The following is a 20,309-nucleotide window of genomic DNA, read 5'->3' as shown; positions in this document are numbered from 1 at the left end:
AATTAGGATGGATATTTTTTGAAAATTAGGTAGAATTTTAACTGGTTTGGAAAAAGGGGATTTTTTGACACGCTTCTCATTTGTAAGTAGAATAATGGAATGTGATTAAGCGGGATTTTAAGTTAGGGATGAGGAAAATGATTTACTTTGACAATAGTGCAACTACGCAAGTTGATAAAGCAGTCTTAGAAACTTACCAAAAGGTTAGCAACCAAATATGGGGCAATCCGTCTAGTTTACACAACATGGGGGAAACCGCATTTAATTTGCTGGAGCAGTCACGTAAACAAATTGCGGACTTGTTAAATGTTCAACCACACGAAATCTTCTTTACCAGTGGTGGTACGGAAGGTGACAATTGGATAATTAAGGGAACCGCAATCGAAAAGCGTGCCTACGGGAAGCATTTGATTACCACTGCGGTAGAACATCCGGCGGTGCAAAATACGATGGCTCAGTTGGAACAGCTCGGCTTTGACGTTACTTATTTACCGGTTGATGATGAAGGACGGATTAGCGTTCAAGATTTGAAGGATGCAATTCGACCAGATACGATTTTAGTTTCCATCATGGCGGTTAATAATGAAATCGGTACGGTGCAGCCACTCACTGAAGTTGCCGAAGTGTTAAAGGATTACCCTAAGATTCACTTCCATGTCGATGCGGTTCAGGGAATCGGTAAGGGAATCCAAGCGGCCATCATGAACGACCGGGTTGACTTTGTAACCTTTTCAGGACATAAATTCCACGCCCCTCGGGGTGTCGGCTTTATCTACGCCCGGCAAGGTCGGCGAATTGCGCCGTTGATGACCGGTGGGGGGCAGGAAAAGAACTTACGCAGCGGTACCGAAAATCTGCCAGCAATTGTAGCGATGGCGAAGGCCCTGCGCTTGTTACTGACTGATGAGAAGCAAAAAGTTGCGCACCAAGCGGCGGTGAAGAAGGCAATTTATGACCACGTAACTAGTTTTGATAAAGTGGTGGCTTTTTCGAAATGTGCTCCCGACTTTGCACCCCATATTTTATGCTTTGCGATTAAGGGGGTCCGGGGAGAAACCATCGTCCATGCATTTGAAAGTCACGACATTTACATTTCAACGACGAGCGCTTGCTCTTCTAAGAAACAACAAGCGTCTAGCACCTTGACGGCCATGAATGTTGACCAAAAAATTTCGACCAGCGCAGTCCGCGTTAGTTTAGACAGTGCCAACACTATGGAAGAAGCAGAGCGCTTCAACAAGGTGTTTGACCAGTTATACCAAAACTTTTCTAAAATTAATCAAAACGCTTAGATAGGAGTTTTTATGGAATATACGGAAATTATGGTTCGCTACGGCGAACTATCTACCAAGGGAAAAAACCGGAAAGATTTTATTGCCCGCTTGGGTGGTAATATCCGTAAAAGTTTGAAAGACTTTGAACAAGTAGTAGTCCATCCCAACCGGGACCGGACGCACGTAACCTTAAACGGAGCAAGCAGCGCTGCAGTAATTGCCCGGTTAAAACGGGTTTTTGGAATCCAAAACTTGTCCCCAATGTTGAAAGTCGAGAAGTCAATGGAAGCCGTCCAAGAGGGCGCTTTAGCAATGATGAAAGAACAACTAAAGCCCCAAATGACTTTCAAAATCAATACCCGTCGTTCGGATAAGGATTTTCCAATCAATACCGACACGATGAACCGGGAACTAGGGGGCTTCATTTTAGAACACTTCCCGGAAAGCCAGGTTAAAATGAAGAATCCGGACATTACTTTGCGGGTGGAAATCCGTTCAAACGGAATCTTTCTGACCAGTGAAGTAATTGATGGTGCTGGTGGGCTACCAGTTGGAACCGCTGGAAAGGGTATGATGATGCTTTCTGGAGGGATTGATTCGCCAGTTGCCGCATACCTTGGGATGAAACGCGGCGTTGAGATGGAAATGGTCCACTTCTTTAGCCCGCCATACACGAGTGAACAAGCTTTGGCAAAGGCCAAGGAACTAAGTGGTAAGTTGGCTGCTTACTCCGGAAACGTCCAGTTTTTGCAAGTACCGTTTGCTGAAATTCAAGAGACCATTAAGGAAAAGTGTCCGGAAGGCTACTTAATGACGATCCAACGGCGAATGATGCTGCGGTTAACCGTGGCACTGGCGCAAAAACGGGGTGGCTTAGCTATCTTTAACGGTGAGTCACTTGGCCAAGTAGCCTCACAAACTATGGAAAGCATGATGGCAATTAACGACGTTACCACCATGCCAATTATTCGGCCGGTAGTTTCGATGGATAAAAACGAAATCATTGAAATTGCTAAGGAAATTGACACCTACGATTTATCAATTATGCCATTTGAAGACTGTTGTACAATTTTCGCTCCGCCAGCACCGAAGACGCGTCCAGACTTAGAAAAGGCCCGTTATTACGAAAGCAAGATTGACGTAGAAGGTTTGATGAAGCGGGCTCTTGAGGGAGTTCAGGTCACCAATATTCACGCTGGCGAGGAATTTTTAAACCAAAATGAAGAAGTTTTTGCGGAACTTCTTTAAGCCTAAATTGATTAGTTGCTATTTGGGATGTTTTGGGATAAGGTTAACGTAAATATCGCTGGGTATTGAGAAATTTAGTCTGCGATTAGTTGGCTAATTAAGTTATTTAACAGGGTTAATGGAAAGCATCCATTTAAACTAGTTGTTAAAATAAAGGAGCGTAAGGCTATGGAAATATTACGTGGTGGACAAAAGGTTGAACTAGTTGGCAATCCGCCCGAAGTGGGCGACCAATTACCAAAGTTTAAAGTCTTTACGGCGAAGGGCGCGAAGGTTAAAACGCGCGATTTACTTGGTAAACCGTTGTTATTAAGCGTGGTGCCCGATTTAAACACGCGAATTTGCAGCATTCAAACGAAGGCCTTTAACCAACAGGCGGATAATTATCCGGGGGTCCGGTTTGTCACAATTTCTAACAATTTACCGCAAGACCAAGCAAACTGGTGCGCTGCTGAAGGGGTGAATAACCTGGAAGTACTCTCGGACCATGAGTTATCGTTTGGGTATGAAATGAAGCTGTATATTCCAAACGCAGGGTACTTAGCACGGAGTATTTTCATCGCTGACGCATCCGGTAAGATCATTTACCGAGAAATCGTTCCTGAATTACATTCCGAGCCAAACTATGAGGCTGCACTAGAAGTAATTAAACAATTGTAAAAACTTAATTGACGTACCAAGATTTATTCTTTATTATTATTTTTGACGGTGATGATTAAGAGGAGATTTTCCAAAGGTGTTTTTCAGAGAGGAGACGGAGCTGTGAGTCTCTAAACACGGAAAATCGGGTTGCTTATGAACCAATCTTTAGGCTAGAAGGCCTAAGGATCGAACAGCACGTTCGTTATCAAAGACAAAGCGGGGCAAGTATGCCCAATTTAGGTGGTACCGCGAAGCACTTTCGTCCTATTTCTTAGGAAGAAAGTGCTTTTTATTTTGGAAAGGGAAGTGAAGTTTGATGACCAAAGAAGTTGAGATGTCGACCAAGTACGAACCTCAAAAGGTCGAACAGGGCCGCTACCAAGAGTGGGTCGAAAAGGGGTTATTTAAACCTAATGGAGATAAGAAAGCAAAACCATATTCAATTGTAATTCCGCCTCCTAACGTTACTGGAAAATTGCATTTAGGCCATGCGTGGGACACTACGTTACAAGATATGTTGATCCGGCAAAAGCGGATGCAAGGCTACGATACGGTTTGGGTACCAGGAATGGACCATGCCGGGATCGCCACTCAAGCAAAGGTGGAAGCTAAGCTCCGTGAACAAGGGGTTTCTCGGTATGATTTAGGCCGGGAAAAGTTCATTGATAAGGTATGGGAGTGGAAAGACGAGTACGCCGACACCATCCACCAACAATGGGCTAAGATGGGACTCTCCCTCGATTACGATCGGGAACGGTTTACCCTTGATGAAGGTCTATCTAAGGCCGTCCGGAAAGTATTCGTTACTTTATACAACGAAGGCTTGATTTACCGGGGTGAATACATCATTAACTGGGATCCGCAGGCGCGGACTGCGCTTTCAGATATTGAAGTAGAGCACCAAGATGACCAAGGTGCCTTCTACCACGTGAAGTATTTCTTCGCAGATCCAGATTTTACTTTTAACGGGAAAAATTACATCGAAATTGCGACAACTCGGCCAGAAACGATGTTCGGCGACGTTGCCATTGCTGTTCACCCAAGCGACGAACGTTACCAAGACTTGGTAGGCAAGGAAGTTATTTTGCCGCTTCAAGGCCGTCATCTTCCAATCATTGCTGACCAGTACGTGGATCCGGAGTTTGGGACTGGAATGGTGAAGATTACGCCTGCGCACGACCCTAACGATTTCCAAGTGGGTAACCGGCATAATCTGGAACGAATCAACACGATGAATGACGATGCTTCCATGAACGAGAACGCGGGCAAGTACGAAGGCCTAGATCGTTTTGAAGCGCGTAAGGCAATGGTTAAGGACCTCGAAGACCAAGGCTACATGATTAAGATTGACCCAATTGTCCACAGCGTGGGTCATTCTGAACGAACCGGCGTACAAGTCGAATCCCGTTTGTCGACGCAATGGTTCGTTAAAATGGATAAGCTGGCTAAGATGGCGTTAGCAAACCAAGACACGGACGACAAGGTTAACTTCATCCCCGAACGCTTCGAGCACACTTTCAAACAGTGGATGGAAAACGCCCACGATTGGGTAATTTCCCGGCAACTATGGTGGGGACACCAAATCCCAGCTTGGTATCACAAGAAAACTGGCGAAGTTTACGTAGGCGAAGAAGCTCCTAAAGACGTTGAAAACTGGGAACAAGATCCCGACGTACTAGACACTTGGTTCTCAAGTGCATTGTGGCCATTTACCACGATGGGTTGGCCGGACGAAAACGCGGCGGACTTTAAGCGCTACTTCCCAACTAGCACGTTGGTAACCGGCTATGACATCATCTTCTTCTGGGTTGCCCGGATGATCTTCCAAAGCTTGAAGTTTACCGGCAAGCGGCCGTTTAAAGACGTATTGTTGCACGGATTGATCCGTGACGAACAGGGACGCAAGATGAGTAAGTCGCTAGGAAACGGAATCGACCCAATGGACGTAATTGATAAATACGGTGCGGATGCACTGCGTTGGTTCCTTTCTAATGGTTCTACGGCGGGTCAAGACTTGCGGTTTAGCTACACTAAGTTGGATGCTGCTTGGAACTTTATTAACAAGATTTGGAACGCGAGTCGTTACGTAATCATGAACTTAGACCAAGTTGATAAGCCACAGTTACCAGCATTGAACGAACTTAACCTTGCTGATCGCTGGATTTTAAGTCGCCTAAACCACACGGTGGAACAAGTTACCCACTTCTTTGACGTTTACGACTTCGGGGAAGCTGGACGTGCATTGTACACCTTCATTTGGGATGATTTCTGTGATTGGTACATCGAAATGAGTAAGGAAATTCTCAATGGTGATGATCAAACTGCTCAAGTAAATACCCAAAACGTATTGGCATACGTCCTAGACCAAACATTACGGCTCTTACACCCGGTAATGCCGTTTGTAACTGAAAAGATTTGGTTGTCGATGCCACACGAAGGTGAATCACTAGTAACGGCTGCTTACCCAGTTAGTCATCCAGAATTAACTGACGAGGCTGCTGAAGAAGGGATGAGCCACTTGATTGAATTGATTAAGGCGGTTCGAAACATTCGTTCTGAAGCGGGAGCTCCAATGTCTAGTCCTGTAGACCTCTTAATCAAGACGGATAACGAAGCACTGGTTAAACTGTTTAATGAAAACCGCGACTATATTGACCGCTTCTGTCATCCAGCAGAATTTGAACTAGGGGCAACGGTGGAAGCACCAAAGCTTTCCATGTCGGCAGTGATTACCGATGGCGAAATTTACATTCCGCTAGCAGAATTAGTTGACCTAGACGAAGAAATTGCTCGTTTGGAAAAGGAAGAGCAAAAATACGAACAAGAAGTTAGTCGGGTGGTCAAGAAGCTGCAAAACGAGAAGTTCGTTAACAACGCTCCGGCAGCCGTCGTTGAAGAACAACGGGCCAAGAAGACCGATTACGAAGGCAAATTGGCGGCTACCCGTCGGCGACTTGCGGACATTCGTTCTGGCAAATAGCAACGAGTAAATTTTAGTACTTTAAGGTGATGGGAAACGTTTTTTCCCGACCTCGTTAAGATTGACGATTAAAACCGTTAGTACTTACGAAAATCAGGGGCTGAGAAAAATTATGTAATTTTTCTCGGCCCTTTTTAAATAAAATTTTAGTGAGGGGGTAAACAGATGAACTATGATGAAGCGCTAGCCTTTATTCACGGGCGACCTCGGCTACGCAAGGCTCCGACTTTAAAAAGGATGGAACGGTTTTTAGCTGCGTTGGGCAATCCCCAAGCAGCCATTCCAGCAGTTCACGTTGCTGGAACTAACGGTAAAGGGTCTACGATTGCTTTTTTAGCTAGCTTATTAGCCCAAGATGGCCGGAAGGTTGGGACCTTTACGTCACCTTTTATCACTAGGTTTAACGAACGAATTGCGGTCAACGGCCAGCCAATTAGCGATGCGGATATTATTGACCTCGTTGATCAAATTCGTCCGGTCGTGGAAGAGATGGACCAAACTAAGTTAGGGGGCCCACTAGAATTTGAAATTGTCACCGCAATGATGTTTCTGTATTTTGCTCAACACCCGGTCGATATCGTTTTGGTAGAGGTGGGAATCGGCGGTTTGTATGATTCAACGAACGTATTCACCCCCTTAGTTTCGGTGATTACCAACGTGGGTTGGGATCACATGGCACTCTTGGGCAATACGCTGCCTGAAATCGCACGGCAAAAGGCGGGAATCATTAAACCGCACGTCCCGGTGGTCACGGGGGTCCGGGACCCGGAAGCACTCGCAGTAATTAAACGGGTCGCTCGCCAACGAGAAGCCCCCTTAACGGTGTTGGATCACGACTTTAAGTTGACGGGTGATCCAGGTACTTTTGAAAATCAAGCGACGCGATTCACCGGTCTAAGGAGCGGGTTGCTTGGTGTTTATCAACTTCAGAATTTGGCCGTAGCGCTGCAAGCTGCTTTAGTACTGAGTCACCGGCAAGGTTGGCAACTTAGCGTAACGCAAATTCGGCAAGCAAGTTTGCAAGCACGCTGGCCGGGCCGGATGGAATTAATGCAGCAGTCCCCCTTGGTAATTTTAGACGGCGCACATAATTTGCCAGGAATCCAAGCCTTAAAGCAGTCGCTACAAACCTACTGGTCGGACCGGACGATTTATATCTTGGCAGCAATTTTGGATGATAAGCTATTTCAACCGATGATTGACGAATTACTTTCGCTTCCAAACGCCAAACTAACGCTAACTAGTTTTCACAATCCACTTCGCCGTCAAGTTGTACGACCCACCGAACTTTTAGCTCGCGAGGCTCGGCAAGCTAATTACGAAGCAAATTGGCAAACGGCGTTACACCAAATTTTGGGGCAAGCTACCGCACAAGACGTTGTGATCGTTACCGGTTCGTTATACTTCGTATCCGAAGTCCGACCGTTGTTCAAGAAATAATTAGCTACTTTTTAGGTACTTTGTATCTAAGAGGTGGTAAAAATGTTGTTACAAGATGGTGCACGCAAAAAACTTACAAAAATTGGCGCAGAAAATTTGACCAACGCGGAATTATTGCGGGCATTTTTAAGTTGTTGTGGTCAAGAGCAGTCCATTAACCGTCTATCCGAGCAATTTTGGGATCAGGTTGGCGACGTGGTGGGCTACAGTATGTTGACTCAGCGGGAAAAGCAAAATATTTTTCCCGAGTTGCCTGCCGAGTCCTTAGCTTTAGAAGCCGCAATTGAGTTAGGTCGGCGCGTGCAACGCCAACCAGTCCACTTGTTGGGCAAGGTGTTGGGTAGCGCGCAAATTGGCAACTTGATGGTCGCTCGTTTTCAAAAGAATCCGCAGGAACACTTGGTGTTACTTTGTTTGGATACAAAAAATCAAATCAAACAAGAACGGGTCATTTTTAAGGGCGGGTTGAACTCTGCGGAAGTCCATCCCCGAGAAATCATGGCGGAGGTTTTACGTTTTAGTTCTAATGGGTTTATTTTGGTGCATAACCATCCCAGTGGTAATGTGGATCCGTCCATGAATGATGTGGCCTTCACCAAAAAAATGAAGAAAATCGGGGATTTAATGGGGATTCGGCTGATTGACCACTTAATTATTGGTGACCAAACATACTGGAGTGCCGCGGAAAACCGAGTTCTTAATGATTGTTAAACAATCTCAATTAGCGCTAGTTTGACCGTTTTGTGTGTTATAATTTATGAAGTCATTTTAATGAGATTAATTAAGGGGTTCAAAGCTCATGCATAAATTTTTTTCTAATCGAAAACTAGTGTTAACGGTAATTTGTGCAATTATTGCAGCAGGGTTAATTACGGGATCGTTAGCATTGGGGAAAAAGGACAAGACGCCGGCTGTCCAAAAATTAGGGAACGACCTTTTTGGGGCGGTTAGCCGGGTGATCGCGATTCCCGCTCACGGAATGCAGACGTTATCAACTAATTTGAATAACTTTGTCGCAACTTACGAAGAAAATGAACGTTTGCGCCAGGATATTGATAAATTAAGCGCGACTCATGCTGAAAATAAGAGCCTCAAGGAAGAAAATCGCGAATTAAAGAAGTTAGTCGGATTGAAAAACTCCATGACGGACTATTCGCTAACGCCAGCAATTGTATTGACCCGTTCACCAAGTTCGTGGCAAGATTTGGTAACCGTCAATAAAGGTACGGCTAACGGAGTTAAGAAAAACCAACCCGTCCTTGCTGGTGACGGCTTAGTTGGGCGGGTAGTGGAAGCCAACTACTCAACTAGTAAAGTGGAATTAATTAGCGATAACAATGAATCGGCAAACCGTTTTGCGATTCAGGTTCAGGCCAAGGACGGAAACTACGTTAACGGAATCATTACCGGCTATGATAAAAAGACCAATGAAATCATTATGGGACAGGTTACCGAAAACAAGGACGTAGCGGTTGGCAGTCAGGTAATTACTTCTGGCCTGGGTGGCGTTACTCCGAAAGGCTTGTACGTCGGAAAGGTAGCTAAAGTTTCAAAAGAAGACTACGGATTAGCAAATGAAATTCGCATTAAGCCGGCTGCTAAGCTGAGCAACGTTAACGACGTTTATATTGCTAAGCTAGATTAGGGTGAAAGTATGTTACAATCAGCAAAACTTAAATATCTTTTTCCAATTATTTTATTTGGGACCTTCTTTTTAGACGGCGCCTTAAACCAAATTTTTTCAGCAATTTTGTTTCAGTACCCGTATTCGATGATTTGTAACCTGACGTTAATGTGGTTCGTAATGGGAATCTTTTTTGAAGGGGAGTCCCAGATTAATTTTACGTTATGGGCGTTCGTAATCGGAATTGTCTTCGATTGGTACTATACGGGAGTCTTTGGGGTAAACACCTTTATCATTCCGCTAGTGGTCATGTTTGTGCGAGAAGTCCGGCTCTACGTTAACACGTCGTTTTTAATTGTGATGGTGCTTGATACCCTAGCAATGGCGTTATATAACGTGTTATTTTACGCCGTTTTCCAAGCGATCCATTTAGCAAACGTGTCGGCAAGCTTTTTTATTGGATACTCGTTTTTCCCAACCATTATTTTAAATTTGGCACTTTTTGTAATTTTGTACTACCCGGTCAAAACCTTTTTCCGGCGGACTCGGGGAACTAATTACCGCAGTTTTGGTTAAAGGGTGCTTGACATTTAAATAATAATTGCTATCATTTTACTTATGTTTGACAATGATCAGAAGAGTAGTTTGCGTACCTTCGAAAAGCGACCCGGGAGTTGGTGAAAGCCCAGGCGAAGCCGCAAATGAACCACATCTGTGAGTTGATAGCCTGAAAAATAATTAGGGTTATCCGGTAATTCCGTTATCATTTAAGTTAATGCAACTTTCTGAGGTTAACTGTGTGAGCAGTTAATAAATATGAGGTGGAACCGCGATAATTCGTCCTCTTAGGCTACGGCCTAAGGGGATTTTTTTATTTTCGCGGTAAGTTTGCTGTCGAATACAGGGCGGTTGGCTGATTTTAATCCAGCTTATTTTGTTAGAGAAGGGTGCTTAACTTAGTGAGGTTACCATGCGTGAGCAGGTAACAAAATGGGGTGGAACCGCGATTAACTCGTCCTCTTAGACTACTTAGTCTAAGGGGACTTTTTTAATATTAAGGGAGTTGAAAAAATGTTTAATATTCAATATATTAGTGAAATTTTGCCCTCGTTGTTTTCTGGAGCGGCAGTCACGCTGCAAGTATTTATTTGGACAATCATTGGTTCGTTAATTTTAGGAGTATTTTTAGCCTTAGGGTTAGTTTCCAAATTTAAGCCGTTACAGTACGTGATTAGCGCGTACGTTTGGCTAATGCGGGGTACGCCCCTGTTACTCCAACTAATCTTTGTATTTTACGGGCTCCCGACCGTGGGAATTGTCTTTCCACGTTACGAAGCAGCGTTATTTGCCTTTATTTTAAATTATGCAGCTTATTTTGCGGAAATTTTCCGTGGCGGGTTGCAGTCGATAGATAAGGGACAATACGAAGCTGGACGAGTTTTACAAATGACGTACTGGCAAACGACTAAAAAAGTGGTTTTACCGCAAGTCGCCAAGATCGTCCTCCCATCGATTGGTAACGAAGTAATTAACTTAGTGAAGGATTCTTCACTAGTCTACGTAATTGGAATTGGCGATTTGCTTCGCGCGGGAAACGTAGCGGCGGCTCGCGACGTTACCTTAGTACCGTTTATTCTGGTTGGAATTATGTACTTGATTTTGACTGGAATTTGCACCTTCTTTTTACACAAAGTTGAAAAACACTACTCGTATTTTCGTTAGGACAGGGGGAAATTAGCGTGCTTGAATTAAAAAACGTTTCTAAAAGTTATAACGGACGGACAATTATTGATAATTTAAATTTAAAAATCCAAGACGGACACATTTTAACGATCGTGGGCCCTTCCGGAGCGGGAAAAACCACCTTATTAAGGTGCATTAGCGGGCTGGAAAAGATTGATTCTGGTTCATTTTTGCTGGATGGCAAACCTTTCAATCCCTTTGAAACCCGGGATAGCGAAAGTGTGATTGGGGTAGTATTTCAAGATTTCCAGCTATTTCCGAATTTATCGGTAATTGAAAACATTACCTTAGCACCAATGAACGTCTTACACCTCAGTGAACGGGAAGCTTTGCAACGGGTAGAAGAGATCATTGACCGGTTGAGTTTATCTAAAATCATTAATCAATACCCCTACCAACTTTCCGGTGGACAAAAACAGCGGGTGGCGATTGCCCGGGCCTTGGCGATGAATCCCCAGATTCTTTGCTATGATGAACCAACTTCAGCGCTTGATCCAGAACTCCGGGATGAAGTTAGCCGGATGATTTTAGACCTGAAACAAAATCAAATTACTCAAGTTATCATTACCCACGATATTGAATTTGCTGAAAAAATTGCTGACGAAACTTTAACTGTAAAGCCGGTGAATTAAATGAAAAAGTTAATTAAATATAGCTTGCTCGTAATGGCATGCGGGCTGTTAATTCCGCTCCTTACGGGCTGTGGGAAAACTGCTAAAAGTACTTCACAACCAAGCAGTTGGCAAAGCATTCAGGCTAAACACCACGTGGTGATTGGTTTGGATGATAGTTTTGTGCCGATGGGCTTTCGGCAAAAAGATGGGAAATTAGCGGGTTACGATATTGACCTAGCAAAAGCTGTCTTTAAACAATATGGAATTAAAGTCGATTTCCAAACGATTGACTGGTCGATGAACGTTACTGAATTGCGGAATCAAACCGTGGATTTAATTTGGAACGGATTAACGATCACCGACGAGCGGCGACGTGCGATGACCTTTAGCGAACCGTACTTGGTTAATCAGCAGGTTTTAGTGGTCAAAAAAGACCAGCACATTCGCTCACCAAAGGACATGACCGGGAAAACGCTCGGGGTGCAAAGTGGTTCGTCGGGTGCCCAAGATATTGACCGTTACCCAAAACTTTTGAAGCAGCGCATCAAAAAACACACTCCGGTGCTTTACGATACGTTTAACAACGCCTTTATCGACTTAAAGGCCAACCGGATCCAGGGGCTATTGATTGATAGCGTCTACGCAAACTACTATCTGCAGCATTTACCTAACCCGGACGACTACCGGGTAATTAAAAGTGGATTGCCTAACGAATACTTTGCGGTAGGTATTAGGAAGGGTAACCAAGAGGTTAAACAAAAAATCGACCAAGGAATTGAGCATCTCCGTAAAACGGGTGAACTGCAACGAATTAACCAGAAATGGTTTGGTAAATAATATACCGTTCAGGCTGGAAATTTAGCGATTTCCAGCCTTTTTGATACACTAAAGAGCAAAGAGGGGTCAAGGAGGAAACGCCATGCTTTTAGCTAGTGTTGTGGGTTATTTATTAAATTTATTATTTGCTTTCGGAATTGCGTTACTGGAGAAGCGGGACATCTCCGCAGCGTGGGCCTGGTTGCTGGTGATCGTATTGTTACCAGGAATTGGGTTAATTATTTACTTATTTTTTGGTTGGAAATTGAGCCAACGCCAAATTTTTAACTTGAAGGCGCAAAAACATCTGGGAATCAGTGACATGGCGGATCACCAAAAGCAAAGCACCCAAAACCGGGTGCCGCTTGCGACGACCCTGGAAAATGATTTGGTGACCATGTTTTTAAATACGGATGACGCTATTTTAACTAGCCAAAATGAGTTGCAAATTTTGACGGATGGTCAAGAAAAGTTTGAACAACTTTTTGCGGATTTAAAACAAGCTCAGCACCACATTAATATCGAGTACTTCACCATTTATGATGATGACTTAGGGCACCAATTACGAGAAATACTCGTGAAGAAGGCGCAAGAGGGGGTGCATGTCCGGGTGTTATACGATTTGTTTGGTTCAAAAGGGGCTAAACAAAAGTTTTTCCGGCCCTTGATTGCAGCTGGTGGAGAAGTAACCCCGTTTATGCGTTCCAAATTTGGTTACTATAGTTTTCGAATTAATTTTCGTAATCACCGCAAAATTGTGGTGATTGATGGTTCAATTGGGTACATTGGGGGATTTAACGTAGGCGACCAGTATCTTGGAAAGAATCGCCGTTTTGGTAATTGGCGGGATACCCACTTGCGATTGGTCGGTTCGGTCGTGTTACAATTGCAGAGTCGGTTCTTTATGGATTGGAACGCATCCGTTAACGATCCCAAATTAACCTTTAGCTTAAATTATTTTCCGCAGACCGCGTTGGAAAAGAAGCTTCCCATGCAAATTGTGAGCAGTGGGCCGGAAAACGATATCCAAAAAATTAAGCAGGGCTATATCAAAATGATTATGGGAGCCAAGCACTCGATTTGGATTGAAACGCCGTACTTTATCCCGGACGATGCGCTTATGGAAGCACTCCTAATTGCGCTCCGTTCGGGTATTCAAGTCTGGATGGTGATTCCTAAAATGCCAGACCATCCCTTCGTGTACCGGGCAACGGAATACTACGCGAAGCAACTGTTGGCAGCGGGGGCCCGGGTCTTTGCTTATCAAAACGGTTTTATGCATGCTAAGACCATTGTGGTTGATCAATTAATAACCAGCGTGGGCTCTGCCAACTGGGACATTCGTTCTTTTAAGTTAAATTTTGAAGCAAATGCATTTATTTATGACGCCCAGGTTGCGCAAAAAATGATTGCCATCATGAAACAAGACGTTAAGGATGCCCGAGAACTCGATGAAAAGTATTTTGCGACCCAATCACGGTGGAAGAAGTTCCGGCAATTAGCTAGCCGAATGATTGCACCAATTTTGTAAGTGGGTCTTAACGCAAAGAAACGGGATTACTTAATAAAACGGGTAAATTAGGGAACGCTTTTTTAATTGAATTAGGCAGTAAAAGGGGGAGAAGCATTGATATTTCAATGCTTTTTCGCTATTATTAATCGCATGTGAAAAGGTAGGAGGCGTCATCTTTGGACGTACAAATGCGGCCTGGAGTGCAGGCTTTAATTGTTCCAAGCAAAAAATTTAAAACGGTACGAATTGATATACATTTTTTAAAAAATGCAACGGTTGCGGAATTAGCTCCCCGAACTTTGGTAGCTAATCTTTTAGAAACTAGTACCCAGCGGTATCCCAACCAGACTGAATTTACCCACGCCCTGTCAGCAATGTACGGAGCAAGTTTTGGGGTGGGCGCCGGGAAAAAGGGCAACCTTCACGACATTGGTTTTTCAATCACGGTGGCTAACGACCGCTATACGGACGGTCATTCGTTAGTGCGCATGGCAATTGAATTTTTAAACGAAGTGATTGGGCATCCCTTAGCTAGTGGAGGCCGGTTTGACGAAGCGACCTTTGCCCGGCAAAAAAATAACTTGATTAATTACGTAGATTCTGCGGCAGAAGACAAGCAGTTCTGGGCGAGTCAACAGCTTCGCAAATTAGCCTTTGGGGCGAACCGTATCCAAGGAGTGCCCAGTTACGGACGGCGAAAGGACTTGCAGAGTTTACAAAATGAGCAAGTTTACGCTACGTATTTGTCCATGCTTCGGCATGATTTAGTACATATTAGTGTATCGGGGGACGTTGATGAACAGCAGGTATTAAAAGATCTTGCAGTTTTAGAATTACCCGAACGGAAAGTCCAATTAGGGTCGGTAATCACTAAGTTCAATCCGTTGCCTAAACCTCGTCAGCGGGTCGCTAACCAAGAGGTTCAACAAGCGCGGCTAAACTTGGCTTATGATATTCCAGTTAGCGTTACCAGTGCTAATTTTCATGCTGCACTTGTCTTTAACGCGCTCTTTGGTGGCTCACCACAATCGAAGTTGTTCCTTAACGTGCGCGAAAAGGCTAGTTTAGCCTACTACGCAAGTTCTAGCTTAGATTTATATAACGGACTTTTAACCGTTCAAACGGGAATCAAAGCGCAAAACTACGCGCAAGCCAAACAAATTATCCAGCAGCAAATTACCGAACTTCGGGAGGGCAACTTTACCGAAAGGGACTTGGCAAGCATCAAGGCGGGGTTACGCTCAGATTACCTTGCGGGGTTAGATTTACAACGGACCATTCACCGTCGCGGACTTAACGAGTACTTACTCGGATTCCAACGTCCAACTGCACAGTGGCTGGAGGATTTAGCACAGGTGCAAGCTGGACAAATTGTGGAAATTGCCCGGCAAATTAAGCCACGGGCAGAATTTTTCTTAAATGGGGACAATGACTAATGCAAATGGATGAAAAAGCATATTCAGCTTTTGACGAACGTTTATTTTCGGCTAAGTTGTCAAACGGCTTACAACTTAATATTTTACCTAAGGCAGATTTTCAAAAAACGTACGCGGTGTTTACCACTAACTTTGGCTCAATGGACCGCTCTTTTCGGGTTGCCGACCAGACTTTAACGATTCCGGCCGGTACCGCCCACTTTTTGGAGCATAAGCTTTTTGAAAAAGCCGACTACGATGCGTTTCAAATTTTCACTCGTCACGGAGCAGATTCGAACGCCTTTACTAGTTATACCAAGACTAGTTACTTATTTTCAGCCACTAGCCGGTTAAAAGAAAACTTAACGACCTTGTTAGATTTTGTCCAAGATCCATATTTTTCCACCGCTTCCGTAGCCAAGGAGCAGGGAATTATTGGCCAAGAAATTCAAATGTATAATGATGACGTCGATTGGCAATTGTACATGGGAATTATGCGCAACTTATTTTCGGGGCAGTCGTTAAGTGAAGACATTGCCGGAACGATTGATTCGATTGCGCAAATTACGCCGGAACTGTTATATCAGGTTCACCAGGTGTTTTACCACCCGCAAAATATGCACTTATTTATTACCGGAAATTTGGATCCCCAAGCGGTCGCAGAATGGGTTGAAGAAAACCAACGCCAAAAGGAATTTCCCACTTTTGTTCGGCCAGTAGATTTAGGAAAAAATGGTGGGGCAAACGTACCGGTAATTGAACAAAGTTCGGCAGTTCGGTTGGCTAACCGGCCGAAAATAATGGTCGGAATCAAAAATAATCGCTATCTACCGGAGGCAGGTTTAGCACGGCTACGATATTTAGTGGCCCTAGATTTAGGGTTATATTTACTCTTAAGTTCTTCTTCTAAAAATTACTTAAAATTATACGATGAAGGACTTTTAGACGATACTTTCGGGTATGATTTAAATAACGAGCGCGACGAACTATTTTTGACAATGGGCGGCGACAGTGACCATCCGCAACGGTTAGCAGCGGCGGTGAAAGAAATTTTGCGTCAGGGGCTCACCGAAACTACGGAATTAGCAACGGACTTTGCGCTGGCTAAAAAAGAAATGTACGGGCGCTGCATTGCGCGGATGAATTCTCTTGAAGCAATTGCTAATTCTTTTGAGGGGGCACTTTACGGTAATGCCACGATTTTTGATGAAGCTCAAATGTTCAAAGAAATCACCCTTACAGAAGTGGTCGAAGCACTACGGCAATTTGTTAATGAACAGGTGATTAGTAGTTTTGAAATTAAACCAAAATAATTAAGTAGGCGAGAAAATGAAATTTGCTTTGGTATGTGGGGCAAGCGGTAATATCGGAACGGCCATTAGTCGGCAGTTAGCCCAGCAAGGCTGGTCCCTATATCTACATTATCATCAAAACTCTACAGCGGTAGCGGATCTAGCCCTGGAATTGCAGCACCAGTATCCTAAACAAGATTTTTTAACTGTGGCGGCAGATTTCCGGGACGAAGCAGCTGCAACAAAGCTAGCAACGCAAATCTTTAGTTTAGATGCAATCGTTTTTGCACAGGGAACTACGATTTACCAGCTGTTTGATGATTTTGACGCATCCCAGCTAGAAAATTTATGGTTAGAGCATCTTAAAGTTCCGCTATTGGTGATTAAAAAATTGGTTTCTAAATTAGCAGATAGTGGTCATGGGCGAATTGTTTTCATTGGTTCGGTTTACGGAGCGGTCGGTAGCGCTATGGAAGTGCCTTATAGTATGTTAAAGGGTGCAATGAGTAGTTTTGCCAATGCGTACGCTAAGGAAGTAGCCTCCTTAGGAATTACCGTCAACGTAATTGCACCGGGGGCCGTCCAGACGCAAATGAACGCTAATTTTGCAGAAACTGAAATTGAGGCAATCAGCGAGGAAATTCCGGTAGGTCGGTTTGCCAATCCAGCTGAAGTTGCTTACCTGGTGCAAATGGTGCTCGCTGAAGAAGCAGCGTATTTAACCGGTCAGACAATTTATGTGGACGGCGGATGGCAAAAATAATGGTATACTGATTGATGATTTAAAAATAAATTTGGGGTATTTTTATGGGGACGAAAAAATACAAAGTAATTGGGATGCGGCTACAAGACGCCCGTCTTAAAAAGGGATGGACGCTTGACGAGGTCCAATTAAAGCTACAAATTTCTAAAAGATATTTAATGGCTTTAGAGGCCGGCGAAGATGATGATTTACCAGGAGACTACTACACCCAGTCGTTAATTAAACAATACGCGAATTTATTGGGAGTGGAAGTAGGAAATCGTCATTTAGAAACTGAGCCCGAAAGTATTAAAGAATGGCGCCGCACCCATGGCGAAGTGACTAGTCGCGCGCAAAAAGAACTTCAACAAAAGCCTTCGGTGCTTAGTGGGTTAATACATCAGCACCCGTGGTTGATGGGGATTATCCTAGTGGGAGTAATTTGGCTGTTGGTTTGGGGAGCCTTTAGTGACATGGCGAACCGTTACCCATCCCAGCTGGTGGCACAAAAAAATCCCACGGTAATCGACAAAACGAAAAAAAGTCATCACGATAAAACGAAGACAAGTAAAACCAAGTCTTCGAAAGCCAGTTCAAAAAAACAAGCGAAGTCAACTAGTGCGCAACCAAAAATTGAAAAGGTTAACGATAGTGCGGATAATTTACGGGTGACCTTGCCGGATGATCAAAAACACGTAACGCTTAAATTGAAGACGGGTGAAAATCAATCCTGGAATTCATTAGTTACCACAACTCCGCAAGCCACCACGGTTGCTCAAGGAGTAATGGAAGCCCAGCAAACCCAACGCTTCAAGCTAAAGAAGGGCTATACATACGTTTTGAAGATTGGTAACACGATTGGCTTGAAGGGCACGATTGGGGACCGTAAAATGCCTAAGCCGGCTACGGAAGCCACGGTACGGAACGTAACGATTACCGTTAACTAGAAAGGAGAAAAAATGAACTTACCAAATAAATTAACCGTTTTTCGGATTATTTTAATCCCAATTTTTATTATTTTAACCGTGATGCCAGAAGTCGGGGGCACCGTATGGTGGTTAGGGACCCCGATTGCCATTACGAAAATTTGGGGCGCCGTCGTTTTTGCAGTAGCGTCCATTACCGATTTTCTCGACGGACAAATTGCGCGACGGGAACATTTGGTAACGAACTTTGGTAAATTTGCCGATCCGATTGCTGATAAAATGTTGGTAATGTCGGCATTTATCATTTTGGTATCCATGAAAATGGCTCCTGCGTGGGTAGTAGCGATCATTGTCTGCCGGGAGTTAGCAGTTAGTGGGTTGCGTTTAATCATTGTAGAAAATGAAGGAGAAGTTTTGGCAGCGGCAATGCCGGGTAAGATCAAAACATTTTCCCAGATGTTTGCAATCATTTTCTTATTGTTAAACAATCTCTTTGCTAATTACTTACATTTTGGGCCAGGGACACTTTTACTATACGTATGTTTATTCTTTACCATCTACTCTGGAATCGACTATTTTTACCAAAACCGCGGTATCTTTGCGGATTCTTTTTAAGCTAAAGGCTAGTGGAAAAACTGACGAAGGCAGAAATGTTAAACTTCGGAAGGTTTGGAAACAGCCTTTTTTTGCTGAAAAAGTTAAAATAAAGCAGTAGGATTAGCGTAGTTATATAATGAGGAGGAAGTTAAGAGATGAAGGCGGAAATAATTTCAGTTGGTACCGAGATTTTGTTAGGAGAAATTACCGATACTAACTCCGTTTACTTGAGTCAGCAATTGGCTCAATTAGGCATTGATGTTTATCATCAAGAAACGGTGGGGGACAACTCCAGCACCATGAAAGAAACGTTGTCAATCGCAAGCAAGCGTAGTGACTTAGTAATTACCATTGGCGGTCTAGGACCGACCGAAGACGATATTACAAAACAGACCCTAGCTGAATTTCTAGGTGATGATCTGGTAGTTGATTCCGATGCGTTGGCAAAAGTTCACGAGCATTTTACTAAACAGGGACGGCCAATCACCCCTAATAACGAACGGCAAGCGTTGTTATTAAAGGGTAGTCGGCCAGTTCAGAACCCTAACGGACTGGCTATCGGTTTGTTTGCTTCTACCGCAAATACCGATTATTTAGTTTTGCCAGGACCGCCTAGCGAATTTAAGCCGATGGTTAACCAAGAAGTTCTTCCATTGCTAAAGGAACGGTACACTTTAAACAAAACTATCCAATCAAAAACTTTGCATTTTGTGGGAGTTGGGGAAGCTGATTTAGCGACCCGGGTGGCTGACGTGATCAACCAACAGACCAACCCAACGATCGCACTATACTTCAAACCAACCGACGTTACCATTCGGTTAACTGCAAAGGCGGATTCTAAGGACGAAGCGGAACAAATGCTGGAAAAAACTAAGGCGGAAATACTTGCACGGGCTGGAGATTACTACTATGCAGAAGGTGATCAGGTCGCCTTTCCTGACTTTGTCGTGCAAGCCCTAATTAACCGAAAGCTGACCTTGACCGCTGCGGAAAGCTTAACCGGAGGGGCCTTCCAAAGCCAACTAGTAGAAACGGCGGGCACTTCGGCGGTATTTTCAGGTGGCTTTGTGACCTACTCTGACGAAGTAAAAACGAAGCTGTTAGGCGTTCGGCCAGAAACGATTGCGCAAGATTCGGTAGTTAGCCGCTCGGTTGCCGAAGAAATGGCTAGGGGTGCGCAGAAACAGATGGGGACTGATTTAGCAATTAGTTTCACGGGGGTGGCTGGCCCTGAAGGATTGGAAGGCCACGCCCCCGGCGACGTTTGGATCGGACTGGCGTTACCAGATGGAAGCACCGTGGCTAAGGGATTTCATTTTAGCGGGAACCGCAAAAAAATTCGCCATTTAGCAGTCATGAACGGTTTTCGGTTAATCTGGGAACAAGTTGTTAAATAATATCGAACTTTTGTTCGCTTTTTGATTGCTTTTTTAGCAATTACTA

At 44.1% G+C, this 20,309-nt stretch carries 18 protein-coding genes and 2 other annotated features; all 18 genes read left to right on the top strand.

The window, feature by feature from the left end; genetic code table 11:
* Positions 1 to 137 precede the first annotated feature (137 nt).
* The 18 genes from NYR25_06370 (at position 138) to NYR25_06285 (ending at position 20,263) form a co-directional block, all read left to right on the top strand.
* Positions 138 to 1,292: a cysteine desulfurase gene (locus NYR25_06370; GenBank protein ID UWF33218.1), complete on the top strand. Its 1,155-nt coding sequence runs from the start codon at positions 138 to 140 to the stop codon at positions 1,290 to 1,292.
* A 12-nt stretch (positions 1,293 to 1,304) separates the two neighbouring features.
* On the top strand, positions 1,305 to 2,522 hold the full coding sequence (gene thiI, locus NYR25_06365; GenBank protein ID UWF33217.1) for a tRNA 4-thiouridine(8) synthase ThiI: 1,218 nt from the start codon (positions 1,305 to 1,307) through the stop codon (positions 2,520 to 2,522).
* A 168-nt stretch (positions 2,523 to 2,690) separates the two neighbouring features.
* Positions 2,691 to 3,182: a thiol peroxidase gene (gene tpx, locus NYR25_06360; GenBank protein UWF33216.1), complete on the top strand. Its 492-nt coding sequence runs from the start codon at positions 2,691 to 2,693 to the stop codon at positions 3,180 to 3,182.
* A 42-nt stretch (positions 3,183 to 3,224) separates the two neighbouring features.
* Positions 3,225 to 3,434 (top strand) — a binding site (T-box leader).
* 46 nt (positions 3,435 to 3,480) lie between these two features.
* Positions 3,481 to 6,144 carry a valine--tRNA ligase gene (locus tag NYR25_06355; protein ID UWF33215.1) on the top strand — a complete coding sequence of 888 codons (2,664 nt, stop codon included), beginning with the start codon at positions 3,481 to 3,483 and terminating at the stop codon, positions 6,142 to 6,144.
* Between the two features lie 165 nt (positions 6,145 to 6,309).
* Entirely contained in the window at positions 6,310 to 7,584 is a 1,275-nt protein-coding gene (locus NYR25_06350) for a bifunctional folylpolyglutamate synthase/dihydrofolate synthase (protein ID UWF33214.1), read from the top strand.
* A 42-nt stretch (positions 7,585 to 7,626) separates the two neighbouring features.
* Positions 7,627 to 8,295 carry a DNA repair protein RadC gene (gene radC, locus NYR25_06345; protein UWF33213.1) on the top strand — a complete coding sequence of 223 codons (669 nt, stop codon included), beginning with the start codon at positions 7,627 to 7,629 and terminating at the stop codon, positions 8,293 to 8,295.
* Positions 8,296 to 8,383: 88 nt separating this feature from the next.
* Positions 8,384 to 9,229 carry a rod shape-determining protein MreC gene (gene mreC / locus NYR25_06340; protein UWF33212.1) on the top strand — a complete coding sequence of 282 codons (846 nt, stop codon included), beginning with the start codon at positions 8,384 to 8,386 and terminating at the stop codon, positions 9,227 to 9,229.
* 9 nt (positions 9,230 to 9,238) lie between these two features.
* Positions 9,239 to 9,784, top strand: coding sequence for a rod shape-determining protein MreD (gene mreD, locus NYR25_06335; protein ID UWF33211.1), 546 nt, complete (start codon positions 9,239 to 9,241; stop codon positions 9,782 to 9,784).
* Between the two features lie 43 nt (positions 9,785 to 9,827).
* Positions 9,828 to 10,056 (top strand) — a binding site (T-box leader).
* 223 nt (positions 10,057 to 10,279) lie between these two features.
* Complete coding sequence (locus NYR25_06330; protein UWF33210.1) at positions 10,280 to 10,930, top strand: amino acid ABC transporter permease; 651 nt, start codon at positions 10,280 to 10,282, stop codon at positions 10,928 to 10,930.
* Positions 10,931 to 10,947: 17 nt separating this feature from the next.
* The gene (locus tag NYR25_06325; protein UWF33209.1) at positions 10,948 to 11,583 is read left to right on the top strand and encodes an ATP-binding cassette domain-containing protein; all 636 of its coding nucleotides are present in this window, start codon (positions 10,948 to 10,950) and stop codon (positions 11,581 to 11,583) included.
* A complete protein-coding gene (locus NYR25_06320) occupies positions 11,584 to 12,402 on the top strand; it encodes an amino acid ABC transporter substrate-binding protein (protein ID UWF33208.1) in 819 nt (272 codons plus the stop codon).
* Between the two features lie 82 nt (positions 12,403 to 12,484).
* A complete protein-coding gene (cls, locus tag NYR25_06315; GenBank protein UWF33207.1) occupies positions 12,485 to 13,912 on the top strand; it encodes a cardiolipin synthase in 1,428 nt (475 codons plus the stop codon).
* 158 nt (positions 13,913 to 14,070) lie between these two features.
* Positions 14,071 to 15,330 (top strand): insulinase family protein, encoded by a 1,260-nt coding sequence (locus NYR25_06310; GenBank protein ID UWF33206.1) that lies wholly within the window; start codon positions 14,071 to 14,073, stop codon positions 15,328 to 15,330.
* On the top strand, positions 15,330 to 16,622 hold the full coding sequence (locus tag NYR25_06305; protein UWF33205.1) for an insulinase family protein: 1,293 nt from the start codon (positions 15,330 to 15,332) through the stop codon (positions 16,620 to 16,622). Before NYR25_06310 ends, NYR25_06305 begins: the two co-directional genes overlap by 1 nt.
* Before the next feature lie 16 nt (positions 16,623 to 16,638).
* Positions 16,639 to 17,364: an SDR family oxidoreductase gene (locus NYR25_06300; protein ID UWF33204.1), complete on the top strand. Its 726-nt coding sequence runs from the start codon at positions 16,639 to 16,641 to the stop codon at positions 17,362 to 17,364.
* 44 nt (positions 17,365 to 17,408) lie between these two features.
* Positions 17,409 to 18,290 (top strand): helix-turn-helix domain-containing protein, encoded by an 882-nt coding sequence (locus NYR25_06295; protein UWF33203.1) that lies wholly within the window; start codon positions 17,409 to 17,411, stop codon positions 18,288 to 18,290.
* 12 nt (positions 18,291 to 18,302) lie between these two features.
* Complete coding sequence (pgsA, locus tag NYR25_06290; GenBank protein ID UWF33202.1) at positions 18,303 to 18,884, top strand: CDP-diacylglycerol--glycerol-3-phosphate 3-phosphatidyltransferase; 582 nt, start codon at positions 18,303 to 18,305, stop codon at positions 18,882 to 18,884.
* A gap of 137 nt (positions 18,885 to 19,021) precedes the next feature.
* On the top strand, positions 19,022 to 20,263 hold the full coding sequence (locus NYR25_06285; protein ID UWF33201.1) for a competence/damage-inducible protein A: 1,242 nt from the start codon (positions 19,022 to 19,024) through the stop codon (positions 20,261 to 20,263).
* The last annotated feature ends 46 nt before the right edge of the window (positions 20,264 to 20,309 follow it).

The sequence above is a fragment of the Pediococcus acidilactici genome, from assembly GCA_024970065.1.
Taxonomy (GTDB): Bacteria; Bacillota; Bacilli; order Lactobacillales; family Lactobacillaceae; genus Pediococcus; species Pediococcus acidilactici_A.
Note: the sequence above shows the minus strand (reverse complement) of the source record. Positions and strands in the feature narration are given on the sequence as shown.

Bases quoted from the DNA above. Each gene is read 5' to 3' on its own strand.
- NYR25_06370 (UWF33218.1), top strand. From the start codon at position 138: ATGATTTACTTTGACAATAGTGCAACTACGCAAGTTGATAAAGCAGTC.
- thiI (UWF33217.1), top strand. From the start codon at position 1,305: ATGGAATATACGGAAATTATGGTTCGCTACGGCGAACTATCTACCAAG.
- tpx (UWF33216.1), top strand. From the start codon at position 2,691: ATGGAAATATTACGTGGTGGACAAAAGGTTGAACTAGTTGGCAATCCG.
- NYR25_06355 (UWF33215.1), top strand. From the start codon at position 3,481: ATGACCAAAGAAGTTGAGATGTCGACCAAGTACGAACCTCAAAAGGTC.
- NYR25_06350 (UWF33214.1), top strand. From the start codon at position 6,310: ATGAACTATGATGAAGCGCTAGCCTTTATTCACGGGCGACCTCGGCTA.
- radC (UWF33213.1), top strand. From the start codon at position 7,627: ATGTTGTTACAAGATGGTGCACGCAAAAAACTTACAAAAATTGGCGCA.
- mreC (UWF33212.1), top strand. From the start codon at position 8,384: ATGCATAAATTTTTTTCTAATCGAAAACTAGTGTTAACGGTAATTTGT.
- mreD (UWF33211.1), top strand. From the start codon at position 9,239: ATGTTACAATCAGCAAAACTTAAATATCTTTTTCCAATTATTTTATTT.
- NYR25_06330 (UWF33210.1), top strand. From the start codon at position 10,280: ATGTTTAATATTCAATATATTAGTGAAATTTTGCCCTCGTTGTTTTCT.
- NYR25_06320 (UWF33208.1), top strand. From the start codon at position 11,584: ATGAAAAAGTTAATTAAATATAGCTTGCTCGTAATGGCATGCGGGCTG.
- cls (UWF33207.1), top strand. From the start codon at position 12,485: ATGCTTTTAGCTAGTGTTGTGGGTTATTTATTAAATTTATTATTTGCT.
- NYR25_06305 (UWF33205.1), top strand. From the start codon at position 15,330: ATGCAAATGGATGAAAAAGCATATTCAGCTTTTGACGAACGTTTATTT.
- NYR25_06300 (UWF33204.1), top strand. From the start codon at position 16,639: ATGAAATTTGCTTTGGTATGTGGGGCAAGCGGTAATATCGGAACGGCC.
- NYR25_06295 (UWF33203.1), top strand. From the start codon at position 17,409: ATGGGGACGAAAAAATACAAAGTAATTGGGATGCGGCTACAAGACGCC.
- pgsA (UWF33202.1), top strand. From the start codon at position 18,303: ATGAACTTACCAAATAAATTAACCGTTTTTCGGATTATTTTAATCCCA.
- NYR25_06285 (UWF33201.1), top strand. From the start codon at position 19,022: ATGAAGGCGGAAATAATTTCAGTTGGTACCGAGATTTTGTTAGGAGAA.